The sequence below is a fragment of the Aeromonas sp. R6-1 genome (assembly GCF_040908165.1).
Classification (GTDB): Bacteria; Pseudomonadota; Gammaproteobacteria; order Enterobacterales; family Aeromonadaceae; genus Aeromonas; species Aeromonas caviae.
Genome location: NZ_JBFODF010000015.1, coordinates 48,765 through 67,459 on the forward strand (window position 1 = coordinate 48,765; position 18,695 = coordinate 67,459).

The 18,695-nt window shown below is 61.5% G+C and carries 13 protein-coding genes and 1 pseudogene; 6 read left to right on the plus strand and 8 right to left on the minus strand.

The window, feature by feature from the left end:
- The first annotated feature begins 162 nt into the window (after positions 1-162).
- Positions 163-1,509 (plus strand): heme anaerobic degradation radical SAM methyltransferase ChuW/HutW, encoded by a 1,347-nt coding sequence (hutW, locus tag AB5Y68_RS02760; RefSeq protein ID WP_039039024.1) that lies wholly within the window; start codon positions 163-165, stop codon positions 1,507-1,509.
- 73 nt (positions 1,510-1,582) lie between these two features.
- Here the strand turns inward: hutW and xseA are convergent, their stop codons facing one another.
- From xseA to AB5Y68_RS02785, 5 genes are all read right to left on the minus strand, one after another.
- On the minus strand, positions 1,583-2,947 hold the full coding sequence (xseA, locus tag AB5Y68_RS02765; protein ID WP_039039025.1) for an exodeoxyribonuclease VII large subunit: 1,365 nt from the start codon (positions 2,945-2,947) through the stop codon (positions 1,583-1,585).
- A gap of 106 nt (positions 2,948-3,053) precedes the next feature.
- The gene (locus AB5Y68_RS02770) at positions 3,054-3,962 is read right to left on the minus strand and encodes a DMT family transporter (RefSeq protein WP_039039026.1); all 909 of its coding nucleotides are present in this window, start codon (positions 3,960-3,962) and stop codon (positions 3,054-3,056) included.
- 138 nt (positions 3,963-4,100) lie between these two features.
- Positions 4,101-4,523 (minus strand): biopolymer transporter ExbD, encoded by a 423-nt coding sequence (locus tag AB5Y68_RS02775; protein ID WP_039039027.1) that lies wholly within the window; start codon positions 4,521-4,523, stop codon positions 4,101-4,103.
- Positions 4,523-5,278 carry a MotA/TolQ/ExbB proton channel family protein gene (locus AB5Y68_RS02780; RefSeq protein WP_039039028.1) on the minus strand — a complete coding sequence of 252 codons (756 nt, stop codon included), beginning with the start codon at positions 5,276-5,278 and terminating at the stop codon, positions 4,523-4,525. Before AB5Y68_RS02780 ends, AB5Y68_RS02775 begins: the two co-directional genes overlap by 1 nt.
- A 2-nt stretch (positions 5,279-5,280) precedes the next feature.
- Positions 5,281-6,051: an energy transducer TonB gene (locus tag AB5Y68_RS02785; RefSeq protein ID WP_234703999.1), complete on the minus strand. Its 771-nt coding sequence runs from the start codon at positions 6,049-6,051 to the stop codon at positions 5,281-5,283.
- Positions 6,052-6,531: 480 nt separating this feature from the next.
- Here AB5Y68_RS02785 and AB5Y68_RS02790 point away from each other — a divergent pair, with 480 nt between their 5' ends.
- The 5 genes from AB5Y68_RS02790 (at position 6,532) to AB5Y68_RS02810 (ending at position 16,488) form a co-directional block, all read left to right on the plus strand.
- Positions 6,532-9,738 carry an alpha-amylase family glycosyl hydrolase gene (locus AB5Y68_RS02790; RefSeq protein WP_234704000.1) on the plus strand — a complete coding sequence of 1,069 codons (3,207 nt, stop codon included), beginning with the start codon at positions 6,532-6,534 and terminating at the stop codon, positions 9,736-9,738.
- Between the two features lie 822 nt (positions 9,739-10,560).
- Complete coding sequence (locus AB5Y68_RS02795; RefSeq protein ID WP_052258789.1) at positions 10,561-11,196, plus strand: YitT family protein; 636 nt, start codon at positions 10,561-10,563, stop codon at positions 11,194-11,196.
- Positions 11,197-11,460: 264 nt separating this feature from the next.
- On the plus strand, positions 11,461-12,924 hold the full coding sequence (gene guaB / locus AB5Y68_RS02800) for an IMP dehydrogenase (RefSeq protein ID WP_010674549.1): 1,464 nt from the start codon (positions 11,461-11,463) through the stop codon (positions 12,922-12,924).
- Positions 12,925-13,007: 83 nt separating this feature from the next.
- On the plus strand, positions 13,008-14,597 hold the full coding sequence (gene guaA, locus AB5Y68_RS02805) for a glutamine-hydrolyzing GMP synthase (RefSeq protein ID WP_010674550.1): 1,590 nt from the start codon (positions 13,008-13,010) through the stop codon (positions 14,595-14,597).
- Positions 14,598-15,321: 724 nt separating this feature from the next.
- Positions 15,322-16,488 (plus strand): DUF4062 domain-containing protein, encoded by a 1,167-nt coding sequence (locus AB5Y68_RS02810; RefSeq protein WP_368206910.1) that lies wholly within the window; start codon positions 15,322-15,324, stop codon positions 16,486-16,488.
- A 152-nt stretch (positions 16,489-16,640) separates the two neighbouring features.
- Here the strand turns inward: AB5Y68_RS02810 and AB5Y68_RS02815 are convergent.
- The 3 genes and pseudogenes from AB5Y68_RS02815 to AB5Y68_RS02825 all read right to left on the minus strand — a co-directional run.
- Positions 16,641-16,931 (minus strand): annotated as a pseudogene (locus AB5Y68_RS02815) (integrase core domain-containing protein); the annotation flags it as partial.
- Positions 16,932-16,975: 44 nt separating this feature from the next.
- Entirely contained in the window at positions 16,976-17,803 is an 828-nt protein-coding gene (locus tag AB5Y68_RS02820; RefSeq protein ID WP_039039031.1) for a bifunctional transcriptional activator/DNA repair enzyme AdaA, read from the minus strand.
- A 51-nt stretch (positions 17,804-17,854) separates the two neighbouring features.
- On the minus strand, positions 17,855-18,619 hold the full coding sequence (locus AB5Y68_RS02825; RefSeq protein ID WP_039039032.1) for an SDR family oxidoreductase: 765 nt from the start codon (positions 18,617-18,619) through the stop codon (positions 17,855-17,857).
- Positions 18,620-18,695: the final 76 nt, after the last annotated feature.

The following is an 18,695-nucleotide window of genomic DNA, read 5'->3' on the forward strand; positions in this document are numbered from 1 at the left end:
CACGCCTTCCTTGTCTGACGCGCTGTTGCCCTGATGGAGACAGAGTGACGACTCAATCCTTCCCGACTTGATCCAGCACAAATACCTGCAACTGATATTCGTTATCATTTGCGTTATTTACGCAGGGTAACCCCAGTGACGACTCTCCAGCTTTCTTCGACCATGACGGGGCTTTGTACCCCGGATCCCCTCAAATTCGCCTTCACCGCCAAGACGTCGGCCCATGCCAGCCGGGGAGGGGCCGCCCCCCTGATGCTGGACGATGCCGGCTGGCAAGCCTGGTGGCAGCAGGAGAGCGAGGCCAAGGCCCGAGCGCTCTATATCCATATCCCGTTTTGCCGCAAGCGCTGCAGTTTTTGCAACTTCTTCGAAAACGGCGCCAATCCGACGCGCATGAGCCGCTACATGGAGGCACTCTGCGGGTCGCTGCACCAGGCAGCCGAGACGCCGCTCGTCCAGAGCCGGCCTTTCTCGGCGGTCTATGTGGGGGGCGGCACGCCAACCGACATGGCGGCGGGCGATCTCGCCCGCCTGGCCAGCGCCATCCGCCGTTTTCCCCTGACCGTGGATGCGGAGCTGACCCTGGAGGGGCGACTCAACGGCTTTGATGACGAGAAGTGGCAGACGGCCCTGGCGGGCGGTTTCAACCGCTTCTCGTTCGGCGTGCAGAGTTTTGATACCCGCGTGCGCCAGCAGGCGGCCCGCTTCGATGACAGGGAGACCTTGCTGGCCCGGCTGGCGGCGCTGACCCGCCACAACGAGGCGGTGATCGTGGCGGATCTCATCTTCGGTCTGCCGGGGCAAGATGAGGCCGTGTGGCGCCAGGATATCGCGGATGTGATGGCGAGCGGTGTGCACGGGGTGGATCTCTATCAACTCATCTCCATGGCGGGCACCAACCTGGCGCGCGCCGACGAGAAAGGCACCCTGGGCTGGGCCGCCGATGGCCAGCAGCGGGCAGTCATGTATGCCGACGGGGCACGGACGCTGGAGGCGGGGGGCTGGGATCGGCTCTCCTGCAGCCACTGGCGGCGCACCGATGCCGAGCAGAGCCGCTACAACCAGATGGCCAAGTGGGGCGCCGAGATCCTGCCCTTCGGCGCAGGGGCGGGGGGCAACATTCACGGCCACGGCCTCATGTATGGCCGGGATCTGGCGCCCTGGCATGAGGCGCAGGCGAAGGGCGTGCGTGCTCCCGGCATGGTGATGAGGCCCAATCCTGATGCCCGTCTCGACGGGTTGCTGAGAGGGGGGCTCGACACCGGATGGCTGGCGTTGTCGCAATTGCCACAGGGGCTGGTCTCCCACCTGATGCCGCTCTTTGAGGCCTGGCTGCGACACGGGCTGGCACGGCTCTCGGCCGAGCGTCTCGCCCTCACCCTGGCGGGGCGTTTCTGGAACGTGAATCTGCAGGCCGGGTTGTTTGAATACTTACAGACCAACCCGCTGGCGGGGTCGGATACGGCGTCTGCCGATCCGGCGCAGGCGGTGCGCCATTCACTGGTGTGAGTGCGCTGGCCGAGAGGGCCGGGCAAAGAGGGGATGATAGACAAGGGGGCACTTGATGTGCCCCCCTTGTTCGTTATGGCTGGTGGACCTCGTCCACCCGTACCCGCAGCGCTCCCTCTGCGAGGGTGGTGATCAGGGTCTGGCCTGCATTGACCTGGGATGCGCGGCGGATCACCTCCCCGGAGGGGGTGCGCACGATGGCGTAACCGCGCCCCAGGGTGGCCAGCGGGCTGATGCCGTCGAGGCGGGCTCCCAGCATGGCGAGGCGGTGGCGGGCGAGATCCTGGCGTTTTGCGATGAGGGCATGGAGGCGCTCCTCGGCCAGCTGGTGACGACGTTTGCCGATGGCCAGCAGCTTTTCGGGGCTTCTGGCCTGCAGGCGCATGGCGAGGCCCGCGAGGCGCCGCTCCCCCTGGTGCAGGCGATCACGCAGGTGCTGCTGCAAGCGGCGGTCGAGCTCGTCGAGGCGCTGGGACTGCTGCTCCAGCCGTCGCTTGGGATCCTGATGGTCGAGCCGCTTCTGCAGCAAGACGAAGCCATGGCGGGCGGCGACCTGGTGACGGCTCATGGCCTGGGTGAGCCGCTGGCGCAGGTGCACGAGGCGCTGGGCGCGGGTGCGCCTGTCCGGCGCCACCAGCTCGGCGGCGGCAGAGGGGGTGGGGGCACGAAGGTCGGCGGCAAAGTCGCTGATGGTGACGTCCACCTCGTGTCCTACGGCGCTCACCACGGGGATGGCGGAGCCTGCGATGGCCCGTGCCACCGCCTCTTCGTTGAAGCACCAGAGATCTTCAAGGGAGCCGCCGCCGCGTCCGACGATGAGCACATCCACCTCGGCGCGGCGGTTGGCAAGCATGATGGCCGAGACGATCTGGGCGGTGGCGGCGCTCCCCTGCACCTGGGTCGGGTAGATGAAAACGGGCAAGTCCGGGGCGCGGCGTTCAAGCACCGTCAGCATGTCGTGCAGGGCGGCGCCGGTGGCGGAGGTGACCAGCCCCACGGCGCGGGGTTCCCGGGGCAAGGGGCGCTTGCGCCCTTCGTCAAAGAGCCCTTCGGCCCCGAGGCGGCGCTTGAGCTCCTCGAAGCGCAGGGCCAGCATGCCATCCCCGGCGGGCTGCATGGACTCGATGATGAGCTGGTAGTCGCCCCGGGGTTCATAGAGGGAGACTCGCGCCTGCACCAGTACCTGCATGCCATCCTGGGGACGGAACGGCACCCGGCGGTTGTTGCCCTTGAACATGGCGCAGCGCACCTGGGCCGACATGTCCTTCAAGGAGAAGTACCAGTGGCCGGAACTTGGCATCGCCAGGTTGGAAAGCTCGCCGGTGAGCCACACCAGCCCCAGATCCTGCTCCAGGATCATGCGCACGGCGCTGTTGAGGCGGGTGACGGTGAAGATCTGCTGTTGTCTGCTTTGACTGGCGGGTTCGAGGTGATTCAAGGCTGGCCCTGCTGTGGTGTCCGCCGGGGCGGGAGAAACGATGGGGGTCATCTTACCCCAGTTGCGCCCATCTGCCGAGCCATGGGTCCGGCAGATGACGCGGAGCCTAGGCTTGTGCCTTGGCCGGCTTGACGGCTCTGGCGGGGCTGGTCACCAGCCAGACCGCGAGGCAGACCACGGCGCCGCCGAACACGAAGCCGCCGGTGAGGGTTTCCCCCAGCACCAGATAGCCCCACAGGATGCCGAAGGGCGGAATGAGGAAGGTGACAGTGAGGCTTCGCAGGGGGCCGATGTCGGCGATCAGCCTGAAATAGAGCAGATAGGCGAAGGCGGTGCAGAGGAAGCCGACCGCCAGCACGCTGGCCCAGACCCCAGGCTGGGCCCAGTCGACGGCGGGGCCGGTCGCCAGGGTGTAGCCGAAGAAGGGAAGCAGGAAGAGGACGGCCCCTATCTGGCTGCCAAAGGCCACCAGTTTGGCGTCCAGGCCTCCCCGCTCGGTGACCCAGCGCCTCGTCAGAAAGCCGGCGCAGCCATAGCAGGCGGTGGCGATGAGGCAGGCCAGCACCCCGATGGCCAGTTGGCCGCTCAGGTCGACCTCCCCGGTGGTGGTGATGAGCCCGATGCCCACCAGCCCCAGCATCACCCCGGCCCACTTGCGCAAGGTCAGCGCCTCGTGAAAGAAGGAGAAGCCGATGAGGGCTCCCATCAGGGGCGTGGTGGCGTTGAGGATGGCGGAATACCCCGCGGGCAGCCAGAGGGCCGCCACGGCATACATCAGGAAGGGGACGCCGGAGTTGATGATGCCAAGCACCATGATGGATTTGAGCTTGCCCTGAAACTGCATGGGGGTGCGCAGCAGCAGGAGCATGGCGGCGAGCCCGACGAGGGCGAAGAAGACCCGCAGGAAGGTGGTGTTGACCGAGCCGAACGCCGGCGCCGCGATGCGCATGAACAAGAAGCTGGCACCCCAGATGGCCGCCAGCGCCAGCAGCCTCACGTAATCCGATGGTCTCATCTTCTCTCCTTGAAATGGCGGGGCGGCCTTGCATCATGCAGGGCAGTCCCGCCGCTGGCAACCGGGTATAGGGGGGGCCAATAAACAAGGCACCACCTGGGTGATGCCTTGTTACACGAGTTGCTCTCTTCCTGGCCATCACTCGCTTTCAGGCTGGCTGACGAACGCTATCTTGTGTAACCCGTGCTGGGAGGCCTGTGCCATCACCTTGGCGATGGCGCCGTACTCCACGCTCTTGTCGATGCGCAGCTGGATCTCGGGGATCTCCGGCTTGGCCTCGCTGGCCTTGACCATCTCGGCGAGCAGCGCCGTCTCATCGACCTGCTTGTCGTTCCAGTAGATCTTGCCGGCACCGTCGATGGAGAGGATCACATCCTCCTGCTTGGGCTGATTGACCTGGCTGCTGGCCTCGGGCAACTCGAGCTTGACCGCGTTGGTGAGCAGGGGGGCGGTGATCATGAAGACGATGAGCAGCACCAGCATGACGTCGATCATCGGGATCATGTTGATCTCACAGAGGGGCTGCTCGTCCGATTCCCCGGGAAGTTTTCCGAAAGCCATTACATCTGCCCCTGCTTGGCGCTGTCGACGGCGGCCAGTGGCGTCACCCTGGAGGCGCTCTGCTCCACGCCGGTCACCAGCAGGGCGAACAGGTCGTAGGCAAACTCGTCCAGCGCCGCGAGTTTGAGGCGGTTGCGGCGCACGAAGAAGTTGTAGATAAGCACCGCCGGCAGGGCGACGGCGAGACCGAAGCCGGTCATGATGAGGGCCTCACCGACCGGGCCTGCGACCTTGTCCAGGCTGCTCTGACCCGCGGCCCCTATGGCCAGCAGGGCGTGATAGATGCCCCAGACGGTGCCAAAGAGCCCGATGAAGGGGGCCGCGGAGCCGACGGAGGCGAGGAAGGCCAAGCCGTGCTCGAGGCGGATCCGCTCCGCGCTGATGGTCTGGCGCAGGGCGCGCAGCAAGAAGTCGTCGGGGGAACCCAGCTTGAGGGAGGCGGCCCGTCCCTGGGATCGCTCAATCTGGGCAACCGCCGTCAGTGCCGCACTCGTTATCCTGCCGCAGGCTTCTTCAGGGGGCGTCTGGGCGAGCTGGTTCGCCATCGCCTGCACGCTCTCATGGTGCCAGAAGGCCCCCAGGAAACGGGCGTTCAGACGCTGCTCGCGATGGTCAAGCCAGAGCTTGAGCAACCCGTAGTAGCAGGTGCCGAGCGACATCAGTACCAGCAGGATCAGCGGGATCAGGCCCATCCCGGTGTTTTGGCTGAGCAGATGCGTTATGCCCATCCCGCTTGTTTCGATTTCCGGATTCATGGTTAGTTTCCTAGCTTGAAAATAATGGTAACCCCTGTCCAGGCTGGGACGGCGGTATTGTTCTGTTTGGCTGGAATGAAGCGCCAACGGCTGACGGTCTTGCGGGCGACCATGTCCAGGCGTCGATGACCACTGCTCTGCTCCACGTCGACCGACTCGGCGGTGCCCTCCTTGCTGACTCGGACCTTCAATACCACGCGCCCCTCTTCTCCCCGTCGGCGTGACTCCGGAGGGTAGGGAGGCTCGGGGTTGTTCAGCCTGGCATCCCGTGCGATGGGGGCACTGCTGCCGGCCCCGGCCCCAGTCTGGCGGGACTTGGTCGGCGGCGCACTGGCGCCACTCGCGCTCTGGGTATTGGCCGCCGTCTGCGGGGTAGCAGGCGCAGAGGGCGCGACCACCGGCTCGGCCCTGGCCACTGGCGCTGGTTTGGTCATCGGTACTGGCTTGGGCTTTGGCGGAGTGGGCGCCGGTTTGGGAGCCGGTTTCTTGACGACCGGCTTGACCACTTTCGGCGGCACAGGTGCCGGTTTCTTCACCTCCCGAGGGGGAGCCGGAGTGGCCGCTGGCGCCGCCGGCTTGGCCGGTGCGTCATCTTTGTCCGACTCGCCGGCCCAGCGGGCAGACAAGGTGATGGGCTCGGGGGGCGTGACGGGGGCGGGGCGGCTGCCTTGCATCAGCCAGAGGAGGGCGAGATGCAGGGCAAGGGCGACGGCCAGGCAGGCAAGGTGAACCGGGCCAAATGCCAGCTTGTCGCGGCCAAAGGCCGGCCTCATTGCGCAGGCGTCCATCAGCCTGCCTTCTCGCTGGTCGTCATATTCGTACTCGAATGTCGATGGAATTGGCCCCGAAACCGGGCCTCGGCGCCCAGCATGCGCCATCGGATAGCCTGCAAACAAGAAACATTATCAATCGCGTTTTAATCAGGTGTGTCAGCGCCAGGGCCGCCCCGAGCCATGATTGGAGGCGAGAAAGGGAGCGCCTTCGGGGCAGACACGCCCAGGGACTGTCCATGTCAGGGGGGCGCCACAGCGGGTCGCGCTGCTCTCTCCCTCGCTCAAGCAGAGATGAAAGCGCTATCAATCACATCTGCATTATCCACGGGGCGATTTCGGTCACATTTCATACGCATTGGCCATGAATCGACCAGTGCACGCCCTAGACTGGCGTGACTCATTCGAAGGCGGGACATTGCGGATGAGGAATGCCGGGACACACCGGCATCACACACAAACAATGAAAATAAAGGACTATCAATGGCTAGATGGATACTCGCGGCCGGATTGTTGGGAACCCTGATCACGGCGCCGAGCACGGCGGCGGAGTGGTTCTTCCGGGGCACCGCGAATGGATGGGCGGCGACCGCCATGACGTCGACGGACGGCGTCAATTTTGATACCTGCCAGCGCTTCGTGAGCGGGGATGCCAGCGGCGGCCCGCGCTTCAAGATAGACAGGTACGGCAACTGGCAGCAGAGCTACCCGGCGGCCGACTACGGGGTCAATGCCAATACGGCGTACCAGATCCGCATCAACGCGAGCACCCAGGCGGTGAGCGCGACGGCGGTGGCCAGTTGCGAGGCCTCGGGGTTTGCCAGCACCTTGCCGCAGCTCAACGTGCGCGGCACCTTCAACGGCTGGGCCAGCCTCCCCATGACCCTGGTAGGGGATCACCTGTGGCAGGTGGAAGCCTACCTGGATGGCAAGGCGAGCCAGCGCCTCAAGTTTGATCAGGCTGGGGACTGGGCCGTCAACTTTGGCGACAGCAACGGCGACGGCGTGCTGGAGAAAAGTGGCGGCGACATCTTCTGGAGCGCCGTGGGCACGGTGCGCATCCAGGTCAACGATCAGACCCTGGCCTACAGCATCACCCCCCTTGGGGATGACAACCAGCCGCCGCTCGCGGTCATCACCCCGGGGGGGACGGTGAACGTGACCCAGGGGGCGTCGCTCACCTTGAGCGGCAGCGACTCCACGGATCCCGACGGCCAGATCGCGAGCTATCTGTGGAGCAGCAGCGAGACCACGGAGAGCATTGTCGTCAACACCACCCAGACCGGCACCTTCACCTATGGCCTCACGGTCACCGACGATCAGGGCGCCAAGGGCAGCAGCAGCGTGAGTGTGGTGGTCGGGGCAGGACAGAGCAGCGACAGCTGGTACTTCCGGGGCACGGCCAACAATTGGGGGCTCACCCCCATGACCAGCGAGGATGGCACCACCTTCTGCACCGAGCAGGCCTTTGGCAGCAACAACCCCCGCTTCAAGATTGACCACAAGGGGGACTGGACCGAGGCGTATCCGGCCCAGGATTATCTGGTCAGCGCCAACACCAGTTATCGCATCTGCTTTGACAGCCTGCGCAAGGCCATCGAGGTGGAGACGCTGGCCGGGGCCGATCTGCAGGCCCCCACGGTGACGGCTACCCCGTCTCCGGGGAGTTATGTGGACAGTCAATCCATCACCCTGGGAGTGAGCGACGATCAGGACAGCGCCCCCGCCGTGCATTTCACGACGGACGGCAGCCAGCCCACCACGGCATCGGCCCGCTATGCAGGCCAGCCCCTGGTGGCGAGTGACAAGGGGAGCGGCACCGATCTGGTGATCCGCACCCTTGCCATCGACGCCAGCGGCAATCAGCGCGAGCAGCGCTTCGAGTACCGTATCGGCGAGCAGGGGGTGGCGAGCGGCGACTTTCGTGCCGAGAGCATCTACTTCCTGCTGACTGCCCGCTTCTATGATGGCGATGCCAGCAACAACTACTACAACCGGGATCGCTACAAGGCGGGGGATCCCCAGTGGCGTGGCGACTTCAAGGGGTTGATCGCCAAGCTCGACTACATCAAGGATCTCGGCTTCACCGCCATCTGGGTGACGCCGCCGGTGGAGAACCGCTCCGGCCTCGACTACCACGGCTACCATGCCTACGACTTCTACCGGGTCGATCCCCGTCTGGAGTCGCCGGGGGCGGGTTACCGGGAGTTCATCCAGGCGGCCCACGCCAAGGGGCTCAAGGTGATCCAGGATGTGGTGCTCAACCACTCGAGCCAGTACGGCCTGCGCGGCAAGACCTGGATCGATCGCCTGCCCGTCAAATACTACGTACCGGCGGGGTCGAGCCAGGGGCTCATCAACAATGGCCCCTATCAGGGCAATCTTGGGGATTACGCCAGCGCCAATCGCTGTGACGACGACAACCCGGCGGCTCCCGACTGGTACAAGGCCCGCTGCCAGTCCGATCCGGCGGGCACCCAGCCCCTGGTAGATCCCAAGACCGGCGCCACCGTGCCGAGCGCAGGCTACAACCCAAACCGCTTCTTCGGCATCGACGCCCAAACCCTGGATCCCGCCTGGTATCACCTGGACGGTTTCATGTCCGGCGGTGACTGGGAGAGCCCGCTTGCCCTGCAGCGCAAGCACATGGCGGGGGACTGCATCGATCTCGCCACCGGCAACCAGAACGTCAAGGACTACCTCAACGGCGCCATTCGTCAGTACCTCGACATGGGGGTGGATGCGATTCGCATCGATACCTTGAAACACATCGAGCGGGACGAACTGCTGACCTATGTCCATGACTGGCAGGCCCACAAGCCGGGGCTGTTCGTCTTTGGCGAAAACCTGGTCAAGGGCACCGGATGGGGCTCTGAGCTGGCCAACGACAATGCCTCGGCGGTGATCCGCCCCTGGTGGTATACCCGCACCACGCCGAACCCGGCCAATCCCCGTGCAGGGGGCGATTCCGGCCTCTCGGTGCTGGACTTCTCGCTGTTCTCCACCTTCCGTGACAACGTCACCCGGGGGAACTTTGGCGGGGTAGGGGGGATCTTCGCCATGGATTGGGTCTATGGGGATGCCACCAAGCTCATCACCTTCTTCCAGAACCACGACGTGGGGCCGGACAATGACTTCAAGTACCGCTACGGCGGGGAAGAGGGGAATGCGGCCATGACCTACAACCTGCTCTGGACGGCGCGGGGGATCCCGACCCTCTACTACGGGGAGGAGGTGATGTTCCAGGCGGGCAAGCCCCAGGACATCGACGGGGCCACCATGACGGTGGATCAGACCGGTCGTGCCTACTACGGGGAGGTGCTGGACAACCCCGCCACCCCGAGCCACCCGCTCTATCAGCACATCAAGCGCCTGAACCAGATCCGCAAGGCGGTGCCCGCCCTGCAAAAGGCGCCCATGAGCCAGGTGAACGAGTGGGGGAGCGGCATCAGCTTCGTGCGTGATCTGAGCGCCCAAGGGAGCTACGCTGCCGTGGGCCTTGCGGCCAACTCGGCCCAGCAGATAAACCTGAGTGGCCTGAAGAACGGCACCTACACGGACGCGGTAACCGGTGCGAGCCAGAGCGTCAGCAACGGCAGCCTGAGCTTTGCGGTGCCCGCCTATTCGGCGAGGGTCTGGGTACTGAACGGCCCGGGCAAGGTGGGCGCGGACGGCAAATACCTCAAGTAAGGAAGCCCTGTCACAGGGGACAGCGAGTCGGCCTTCGGGCCGACTTTTTTATTCTGCCTTCTGCCTATGCCTGAATGGATGCCCCATCCTGATGGGACTCTGGCTGCGGAGGGGCTGGTGAATGGGCAGACCTGTGGACTCGCGACCAGCACGCTCATGGGAAGGGGGCTAGAGGGAAGGGAAGTAGTGCATCCGCCGCCCGAGTCACTTCATGCTCTGCATATTGCAGTGCTCATTGCAGTGCTCATTGCAGTGCTCATGGCAGTGAGCAAAGCGGTGCCCATGTCGCCTTTGCGCCGCGATGCAAGGCAAACTGTGCCACTCAGTTGCTCCATGATGGTGCAAGCGCACTTGATTGGTGCACTCCATCCACATCCGCCCCTGGAGCCCGCCCCGAAGAAACACGCCGTTTGGCCCCCGGATTTCCCCCATGACAGGCATCATCCATGCTGAAAAGCGGCATCCTATCGACATGATCTGCCGAAAAACCGGGCTGTGAAGGGGATACCACGAGGCCTTTCTCGGTGACTCGGGTAAACATGCTGCGCCACTGTGATGGCCGATCACGGAAGTGGTGCATTCGACCTGCATATTGCGCATTTATCGGAATTTAAATCCGATTATTTATGGTATCACGGACTCTTGTTTTGATTGGCGCTCTTTTTGCTGTGCCTTGTCATCCCCATGATGGCGAGATCAGGGGGCGGGGGACGCAAGATTGGGGGTGGGGACGGCAAGGTGAACGGGTCGCCGCCATCAGCCCCAATGCGGCCTGGTTGTCGGGCAACGGATGCCACCATCAAATCGGATCTAAGGAGTCATATGGAAGGTGAAATGACCATGCAGCCAGCGGCTGCGGGCAGGGGGCTGGCCCATACCCTCAAGGACGATGTCTACGGCATGGTGCTCGGGGTCATGTTTATCGCCGTGGGGCTCAATCTGCTCAAGTGTTCCGGCATGATCACCGGTGGCATCGCGGGCATCGCCCTGCTGATCGCCCATGTCAGCACCCTGCCCATCGGCGTGCTCTTCTTCCTGGTGAACCTGCCCTTCATGGTGTTCTGCTACGCCACCATGGGGCGCGCCTTCACCCTCAAGACGCTGATCGTCAACGTCGCCCTCTCGGCGGCCACCCAGGCGGTGCCGCTGCTGCTGACGGTGAGCTATGTCCATCCCCTGTTTGCCGCCCTGGTGGGGGGAACCTTCCTCGGCATGGGGGTCTTGTCTCTGGCGCGCCACAATGCCTCCGTGGGGGGCACCGGCGTGGTGACGCTCTGGCTGCAACGGCGCACCGGCATCAATGCGGGAAAGAGCCAGATGGTGCTGGATGTGCTGGTGTTTGCGCTCTCTCTGCTCACCCTGCCGCTTCCCCTGCTGCTCTGGTCAACCCTGAGTGCGCTGGCCATGAACGCCATGCTGATGAACTGGCACAAGCCGGGCCGCTATCAGGGGAACTGACCGCCGGTCTGGCTGACGGCTGAGAGGGAAAAAAGGTCGTTCCGGGAGACTGGCGGCAGAAAGGGGCTCAACGGCAAAAAAGATCATCTTGTCGGGAAAAACGGCATGGTTACGGCTGAATTTATTGGTTTTTTGCCCTGTTGGTGGCGTTAAATCGGGCTACGCCATAAAAAATTCAAAAAACTTCTTTACCACTGCCCAATGCATGAGTAAAATTTGTCGGCAATATTTTACACCCCCACTCCTCAACGGTGAGATATTGCCATGCTCAGGATTGCCAAAGAAGCGCTGACCTTCGACGATGTACTGTTGGTTCCAGCCCACTCCACTGTTCTCCCCAATACCGCCGACCTGCGTACCAAGCTCACGTCTGCGATCACGCTGAATATCCCGATGATCTCCGCTGCCATGGACACAGTGACCGAAGCCCGTCTGGCTATCGCACTGGCCCAGGAAGGCGGTATCGGCTTCATTCACAAGAACATGTCCATCGAGCAGCAGGCTGCCGAAGTGCGCAAGGTCAAGAAGTACGAGAGCGGCGTGGTCAGCGACCCCGTTACCGTGCGCCCTGACATGACCATCGCCCAGATCAAGGAGCTGAGCCACAAGAACGGTTTCGCCGGTTACCCCGTGGTGACTGACGGCAACCAGCTGGTGGGCATCATCACCGGCCGTGACGTGCGCTTCGTCATTGATCTCTCCCAGACTGTCGAACAGATCATGACCCAGAAAGATCGTCTGGTCACCGTGCGTGAAGGGGCCCCTCGCGAAGAGGTGGTGGCCCTGATGCAAAAGCACCGCATCGAGAAGGTGCTGGTGGTCAACGGCGACTTCAAGCTCAAGGGCATGATCACCGTGAAGGACTTCCAGAAAGCCGAGCGCAAGCCCAACGCCTGCAAAGACGAGCGTGGCCGTCTGCGGGTCGGTGCCGCCGTCGGTGCCGGTGCTGGCAACGAAGAGCGCGTCGCCGCCCTGGTGGAAGCCGGTGTGGACGTGCTGCTGATTGACTCCTCCCACGGCCACTCCCAGGGCGTGCTGGATCGCATCAAGGCGACCCGTGAAGCCTATCCTGACCTGCAAATCATCGGTGGCAACGTCGCCACTGCCGCTGGCGCCAAGGCGCTGGTGGAAGCGGGTGTCAACGCCGTCAAGGTCGGTATCGGCCCGGGCTCCATCTGTACTACCCGTATCGTGACCGGCGTGGGCGTGCCCCAGATCACCGCCATCTCCGACGCCGTTGACGCCCTGGAAGGCACCGGCGTGCCGGTGATTGCCGATGGCGGCATCCGCTTCTCCGGTGACGTGGCCAAGGCCATCGCCGCGGGCGCAAGCTGCGTCATGGTGGGCTCCATGTTTGCCGGTACCGAAGAGGCGCCGGGCGAGATCGAGCTCTATCAGGGCCGCTCCTTCAAGTCCTACCGCGGCATGGGCTCTCTGGGTGCCATGTCCAAGGGCTCCAGCGACCGTTACTTCCAGACCGACAACGCCGCCGACAAGCTGGTGCCGGAAGGGATCGAAGGGCGCGTGCCGTACAAGGGCCGCCTCAAAGAGATCATCCACCAGCAGATGGGTGGCCTGCGCTCCTCCATGGGTCTGACCGGCAGCGCGACCATCGACGACATGCGCACCAAGGCCGAGTTCGTGCGCATCTCGGGCGCCGGGATGAAAGAGTCCCACGTTCACGACGTGACCATTACCAAAGAAGCCCCCAACTACCGGATGGGCTGATGAAACGGGGCTCTGCGCCCCGTTTTTCCACCCTTTTTTATCCCGTGCTTTTTGTGACAACATCAGCCTGATGCAGGAATAAAATGACTAAAGACATTCACGCCCACCGTATCCTTATCCTGGATTTCGGTTCCCAGTACACCCAGCTCATCGCCCGTCGCGTCCGTGAAATCGGCGTCTACTGCGAGCTGTGGGCCTGGGATGTAACCGAAGAGCAGATCCGCGAGTTCAACCCGAGCGGCATCATCCTCTCCGGCGGCCCGGAATCCGTGACCGAGGCGGGCAGCCCGCGCGCCCCCGAGTACGTCTTCAACGCCGGTGTGCCGGTGTTCGGCATCTGCTACGGCATGCAGACCATGTCCGAGCAGCTCGGCGGCAAGGTGCAGTCCTCCAACCTGCGTGAATTCGGCTATGCCCAGGTCGAAGTGCTGGGCCAGTCCGGCAAGACCAGCGCCCTCTTGCGCAACATCGAAGACGCCATTGCCGACAACGGCAATGCCCTGCTGGATGTCTGGATGAGCCACGGCGACAAGGTCACCGAGATCCCCGCCGGCTTCACCACCATCGCCCAGACCGCCACCTGCCCCCATGCCGCCATGGCCGACGAGGCCAAGCGCTTCTACGGCGTGCAGTTCCACCCGGAAGTGACCCACACCCGTCAGGGTGCCCGTATGCTGGAACACTTCGTCAAGGACATCTGCGGCTGCGAATGCCTCTGGACCCCGGCCACCATCATCGACGACGCCGTTGCCCGCATCCGCGAGCAGGTGGGTGACGACGAGGTGATCCTGGGCCTCTCCGGCGGCGTGGACTCCTCCGTGGTCGCCATGCTGGTGCACCGCGCCATCGGCGATCGCCTGACCTGCGTCTTCGTCGACAACGGCCTGCTGCGCCTGAACGAAGGCCAGCAGGTGATGGACATGTTCGGCGATCACTTCGGCCTGAACATCATCAAGGTCGACGCCGAAGAGCGCTTCCTTTCCGCCCTCGCGGGCATTGACGAGCCGGAAGCCAAACGCAAGACCATCGGCCGCGTCTTCGTCGAAGTGTTCGACGACGAGTCCAAGAAGCTCAAGAACGCCAAGTGGCTGGCCCAGGGCACCATCTACCCGGACGTCATCGAATCCGCGGCCAGCAAGACCGGCAAGGCCCACGTCATCAAGTCCCACCACAACGTCGGCGGCCTGCCGGAAGAGATGAAGATGGGTCTGGTGGAGCCGCTGCGCGAGCTGTTCAAGGACGAAGTGCGCCGCGTCGGCCTCGAACTCGGCCTGCCCTACGACATGCTCTACCGTCACCCCTTCCCGGGTCCGGGCCTGGGCGTGCGCGTGCTTGGCGAAGTGAAGAAAGAGTACTGCGACCTGCTGCGCAAGGCTGACGCCATCTTCATCGAAGAGCTACGCAAGGCCGACCTCTACAACCAGGTCAGCCAGGCGTTCGCCGTCTTCCTGCCGGTGCGCTCCGTCGGCGTCATGGGCGATGGCCGCAAGTACGACTGGGTCATTGCGCTGCGCGCCGTCGAGACCATCGACTTCATGACCGCCCACTGGGCTCACCTGCCGTACGACTTCCTCGGCCACGTGTCGAATCGCATCATCAACGAGATCAACGGCATCTCCCGCGTGGTGTACGACGTCTCCGGCAAGCCGCCCGCGACTATCGAATGGGAATAAGCGGTTAACGCCTCTCCCTGAGATCACGCAAAACTGTCAAAAAGGCGCCCTTGAGGCGTCTTTTCTTTTTCCAATCGTTTGCGAGAAAATTTTGCTCCTGGCGAAGGAGGTGAGGGCTCTGTTGCCAACGTTGTCATGGTAAGTGCCCGAGTCGATAGGCAGAGCCTCATCTATCGCATCCACACAAGGCGGCAGGCTGTGGTTTATCCAAACGGGGAGGGGGAGCAACCCCTGTCCGTCAGGTGCCATGTGGGAAATGGAGTCGGATACCAACCGTGTCGATGCCCCATCTTGAAGCAAGAGGGTGATGCGAGCTGCTGCTGTGCCCCCAAGATGGGGTAATTTCTTGATCTGGCTTGGAAAACGCCCACCTTCCGCTTTTTCTTGTCGCTCTCGCTCGCTAGGATAGCCGTCTGGGTATGACCTCCTTGGAGTTACCGATGAGCCAAGCCAGATACACCGCGTGGGTTAAAGGCAGCAAACTGATGGCTGCTGGGCGGTAGCTTGGCTGTTATTCGGGAATGGTGAGACATGCTGAGCGCCAGTGGGACCGTGGTAGATGGAAGCGTATGGAGTCTGATATCAGTGAGAGCTTGGTAATATGATGATTTGAAATGAATTTATGTGGCGTTTATGAAGATGGAACGGAGTTATATGGAAGGCTCTGCTATCGGATATGTACCTCCTTCCATCTAATCACTGTTATTTTTTATAAGGAAGGACAATGGCAAGGCCAAGAATATTCGTATCCTCAACTTGTTATGATTTGAGTGTCATAAGATCAGAGTTACGACCATTTATTACATCTCTCGGCTATGAACCTGTGATGAGTGAATATTCTGATATTCTATATGACCCAAGAGAGCACACTCATGACTCTTGCGTAAAGGAAGTTCCTAATTGCGACATGGTTGTTCTGATTGTGGGGCAACGTTTTGGGGGGACTGGTATTCCAGCGGCATTGGAATCCATAGACTTAGAAAATTTAAAATCTAAATCGACAAAAAATGATATTTTGGATCATATTGAAAGCCTCTCTGTTACTCAACTTGAGATATTAAAAGCAATTGAATCCGCCACGCCAGTTTACGCTTTTATTGATGATAGAGTTATGCATGATCATCATGTCTACGAAAAAAACAAGAAGAATAAAGCGATAATAGAACAGATGGAGTTTCCTTCTATTGACAAGAGAGAGACTGCTAAATATATATTCGAATTCATAAATTTCCTTAGCCACAGGTCAAGCAATAATAGTATTTCTGGTTTTACAAGATTAGAAGATATTAAAGTCACACTAACATCACAATGGGCACAGTATTTTCAAAAACTATTATCTGAAAACCGCCAAAGGTCTAAGGAGGCAAGAAGATACGCTGATTTTTCCGAGAGACTGGAAGATCTAAAGGCTGTTGTTCTTGCTTCAATTTCAACACCTGATCTCCGGGATACAGCTCGTGGTGCTGTGCAGTACAGAAATTTAATCGGATATCTTCAAGGGCTTAACTTTTCAAATGCGCGTGAAGTTCTACTATCTAATAGTTCATGGGAAGATATACTTCAACTTGCAGGAGTAGTAGATATAAGAGAAGTATCGAGGGAAGATGAAGACGGATGGAGTGATTCGGATACTTATCTAGTACTTAAAGATGGTACTTTCTTCATTTCTCAATACTCCATGGATGTTTTAGAAAGACTGAAGCATGAGTGGTCTAACTTTAGCGGCTTAAATGATGAAAGCAGAAAGGCAATAGTAGACGTAACTCTTGAAGACCGGTCGTTGACTCGTTTTCCGCGCCACAGAAGGCTCGTTCGCCATATTGATAAAAGTCTTGAAGAACACTTGGCTGAGCAGTCAGAAAAATCTGAGGATTCAAAAGATTCTTTATAAGGCTGGTGGAACCGTAAACTCGGATGCATTTTTCGTTCGTTGTGCTTATTGCCTCCTGTAAGAGGGTTGTAAATTCGATGAGCAGCCTCCTTGTTGCCCATGATGTACAGATCTAGTTATCACCTGGCACCGGCCTCAAACCGGTGTCTTGTTTACGCTACTTTAGAACGCACTTCCTTCGGTATCAATTTCAGACCCTTTTTGAGCATGCAGTAGGGAGTCTGTCCTTCTATCATCCTTCCTTGATGTGCCCGCCGGGTGTTGTAGTGCGTCAGGTAGTTGTCCAAGTCTGTCTGCATCTGCTCCACCGACTCATACCAGATCGTCAGCCTTTTGCTACGTAAATGTTAATCCAGCAGTGTACAATGCAGCCGTTTGATAAAGCCGTTGTTCTGCGGCCTGCGCACCTTGGTGGTCCGTTGCTCAATCCCCTCCAGTTTCAGATTCTGTATTTCCCCTTGTCAGGTAGAGCATCACAGTGCTTACCTCACTCATACCTCGCTGCTTCCCAGGCGTGTATCGCCTGTTTGCGGATCTCGCCCCAGTGATAGCCGCCGAGTTTGCCGTTTTGCTGGATGACTCTGTGGCAGGGGATCATCAAGGCGACGGGGTTGGCGCCCACCGCCAGCCCCACGGCGCGGGCGGCCTTGGGGTTGCCGACGGCGCTCGCCACCTGGGCGTAGCTCACCACCTTGGCGGGCGGGATCTGCAGCAGCGCCCGCCAGACGCTGATCTGAAAGTTGGTGCCGCTCACGTGCAAGGAGAGGGGGCGATCCGGTGTCTTGCTGCCATCGAACATGGTGTGGATGACGCTTTGGGTGCGTGAGGGCGCTTCTCGCAGTTCTGCCTCAGGCCAACGCTGGGCGAGGGCACTCAGCGGCGTTTGTGGGGCCTGGTCATCGAGAAACGAGAAGTTGCACACCCCCCGCGGGGTGAGGGCGACGAACGCTTGGCCGAAGGGGGTGTCGTGCACCCCGTGATCGATGACCAGACCGGCCCCGCGCTGTTTGTACTCGCCCGGCGTTACCGCCTCGAGCTGCACGAAGTGATCGTAGAGCCGCGAGCCGCTGCTAAGGCCCAGGGTATCGGCCACCTCGAGCAGCGGGCGCGACTCCTGCAACAGCGCCTTGGCCCGCTCCAGGGTCAGCACCTGCAGATAGCGTTTGGGTGTCACTCCGGCCCAGCGGCTGAACAGCCGCTGGAAGTGAAAGGGGCTTAAGTGAACGTGCGCCGCTATCTCGTCCAGGGTGGGCTGGCGCGCCACCTGGCTGGCGATAAAACGGATGGCATCGGCGATGCGGGCGTAATCAGACATAAAACGCTCTCACGATAGGTTGGCAGCCGCAGGATCTTGGGTGCGACAAGGTCATGTGCGACAAATAGATACCCCACCATCGGCCAGCAGGGCAATGCCGGTGGTAAAGCTGGATGCATCGGACGCGAGATAGAGGGCCGAGCGGGCGATCTCCTCCGGTTGGGCCAGCCGTTTGAGGGCATGCATATGCTGCACAAAGGCGAGACTCTCCGGTGTATCGGTAAAGGCCCGCCCCATGGGGGTGTCGGTGCCCCCCGGCAGCAGGGCGTTGACCCGCACCCCTTGTGCCCCATATTCGGCGGCCAGCACCTGGGTCAGGCCGATGAGGCCTGCTTTGCTCGCAGCATAGGCCGCCATGCCGGGCAGTCCCAGGGTATGGCCAACGAAGGTGGAGGTAAAGATAAGCGAGCCACCCCCGCGCGCCTGCATGGCGGGGATCTGGTACTTGGCCCCCACAAAGGCGCTGGTGAGGTTGGTATCCAGGGTCGCATGCCACTGCGCGAGTTCAAGCCCCGGCACGCTGCCCGGTGTTCCCGTGGTGCCGGCGTTGTTGAAGGCGATATCGAGTCCGCCGAAACGGGTCAGCGCGAGATCCACCAGGGCGCGGGCATAGGTTTCGCTTTTCACATCCCCCGCCAGGCTCACTGCCTGGCCCCCCTCATGGCGGATCTCCTCCACCAGCAGATCCAGCTCAGGCTGGCGGCGGGCGCCGACGACGACGCTGGCTCCCTCCCTGGCAAACAGGATGGCGCTGGCGCGACCGATACCGGAGCTGGCTCCCGTGATGATGGCGACCTTGTTGGACAGTAATGACATGGCAGTTCCCTCGCGTGATGTGCATGGCGCCGGGTGGTGACGCTCATGCAGGGTTGGCAGACAAGTGGATGGGTTC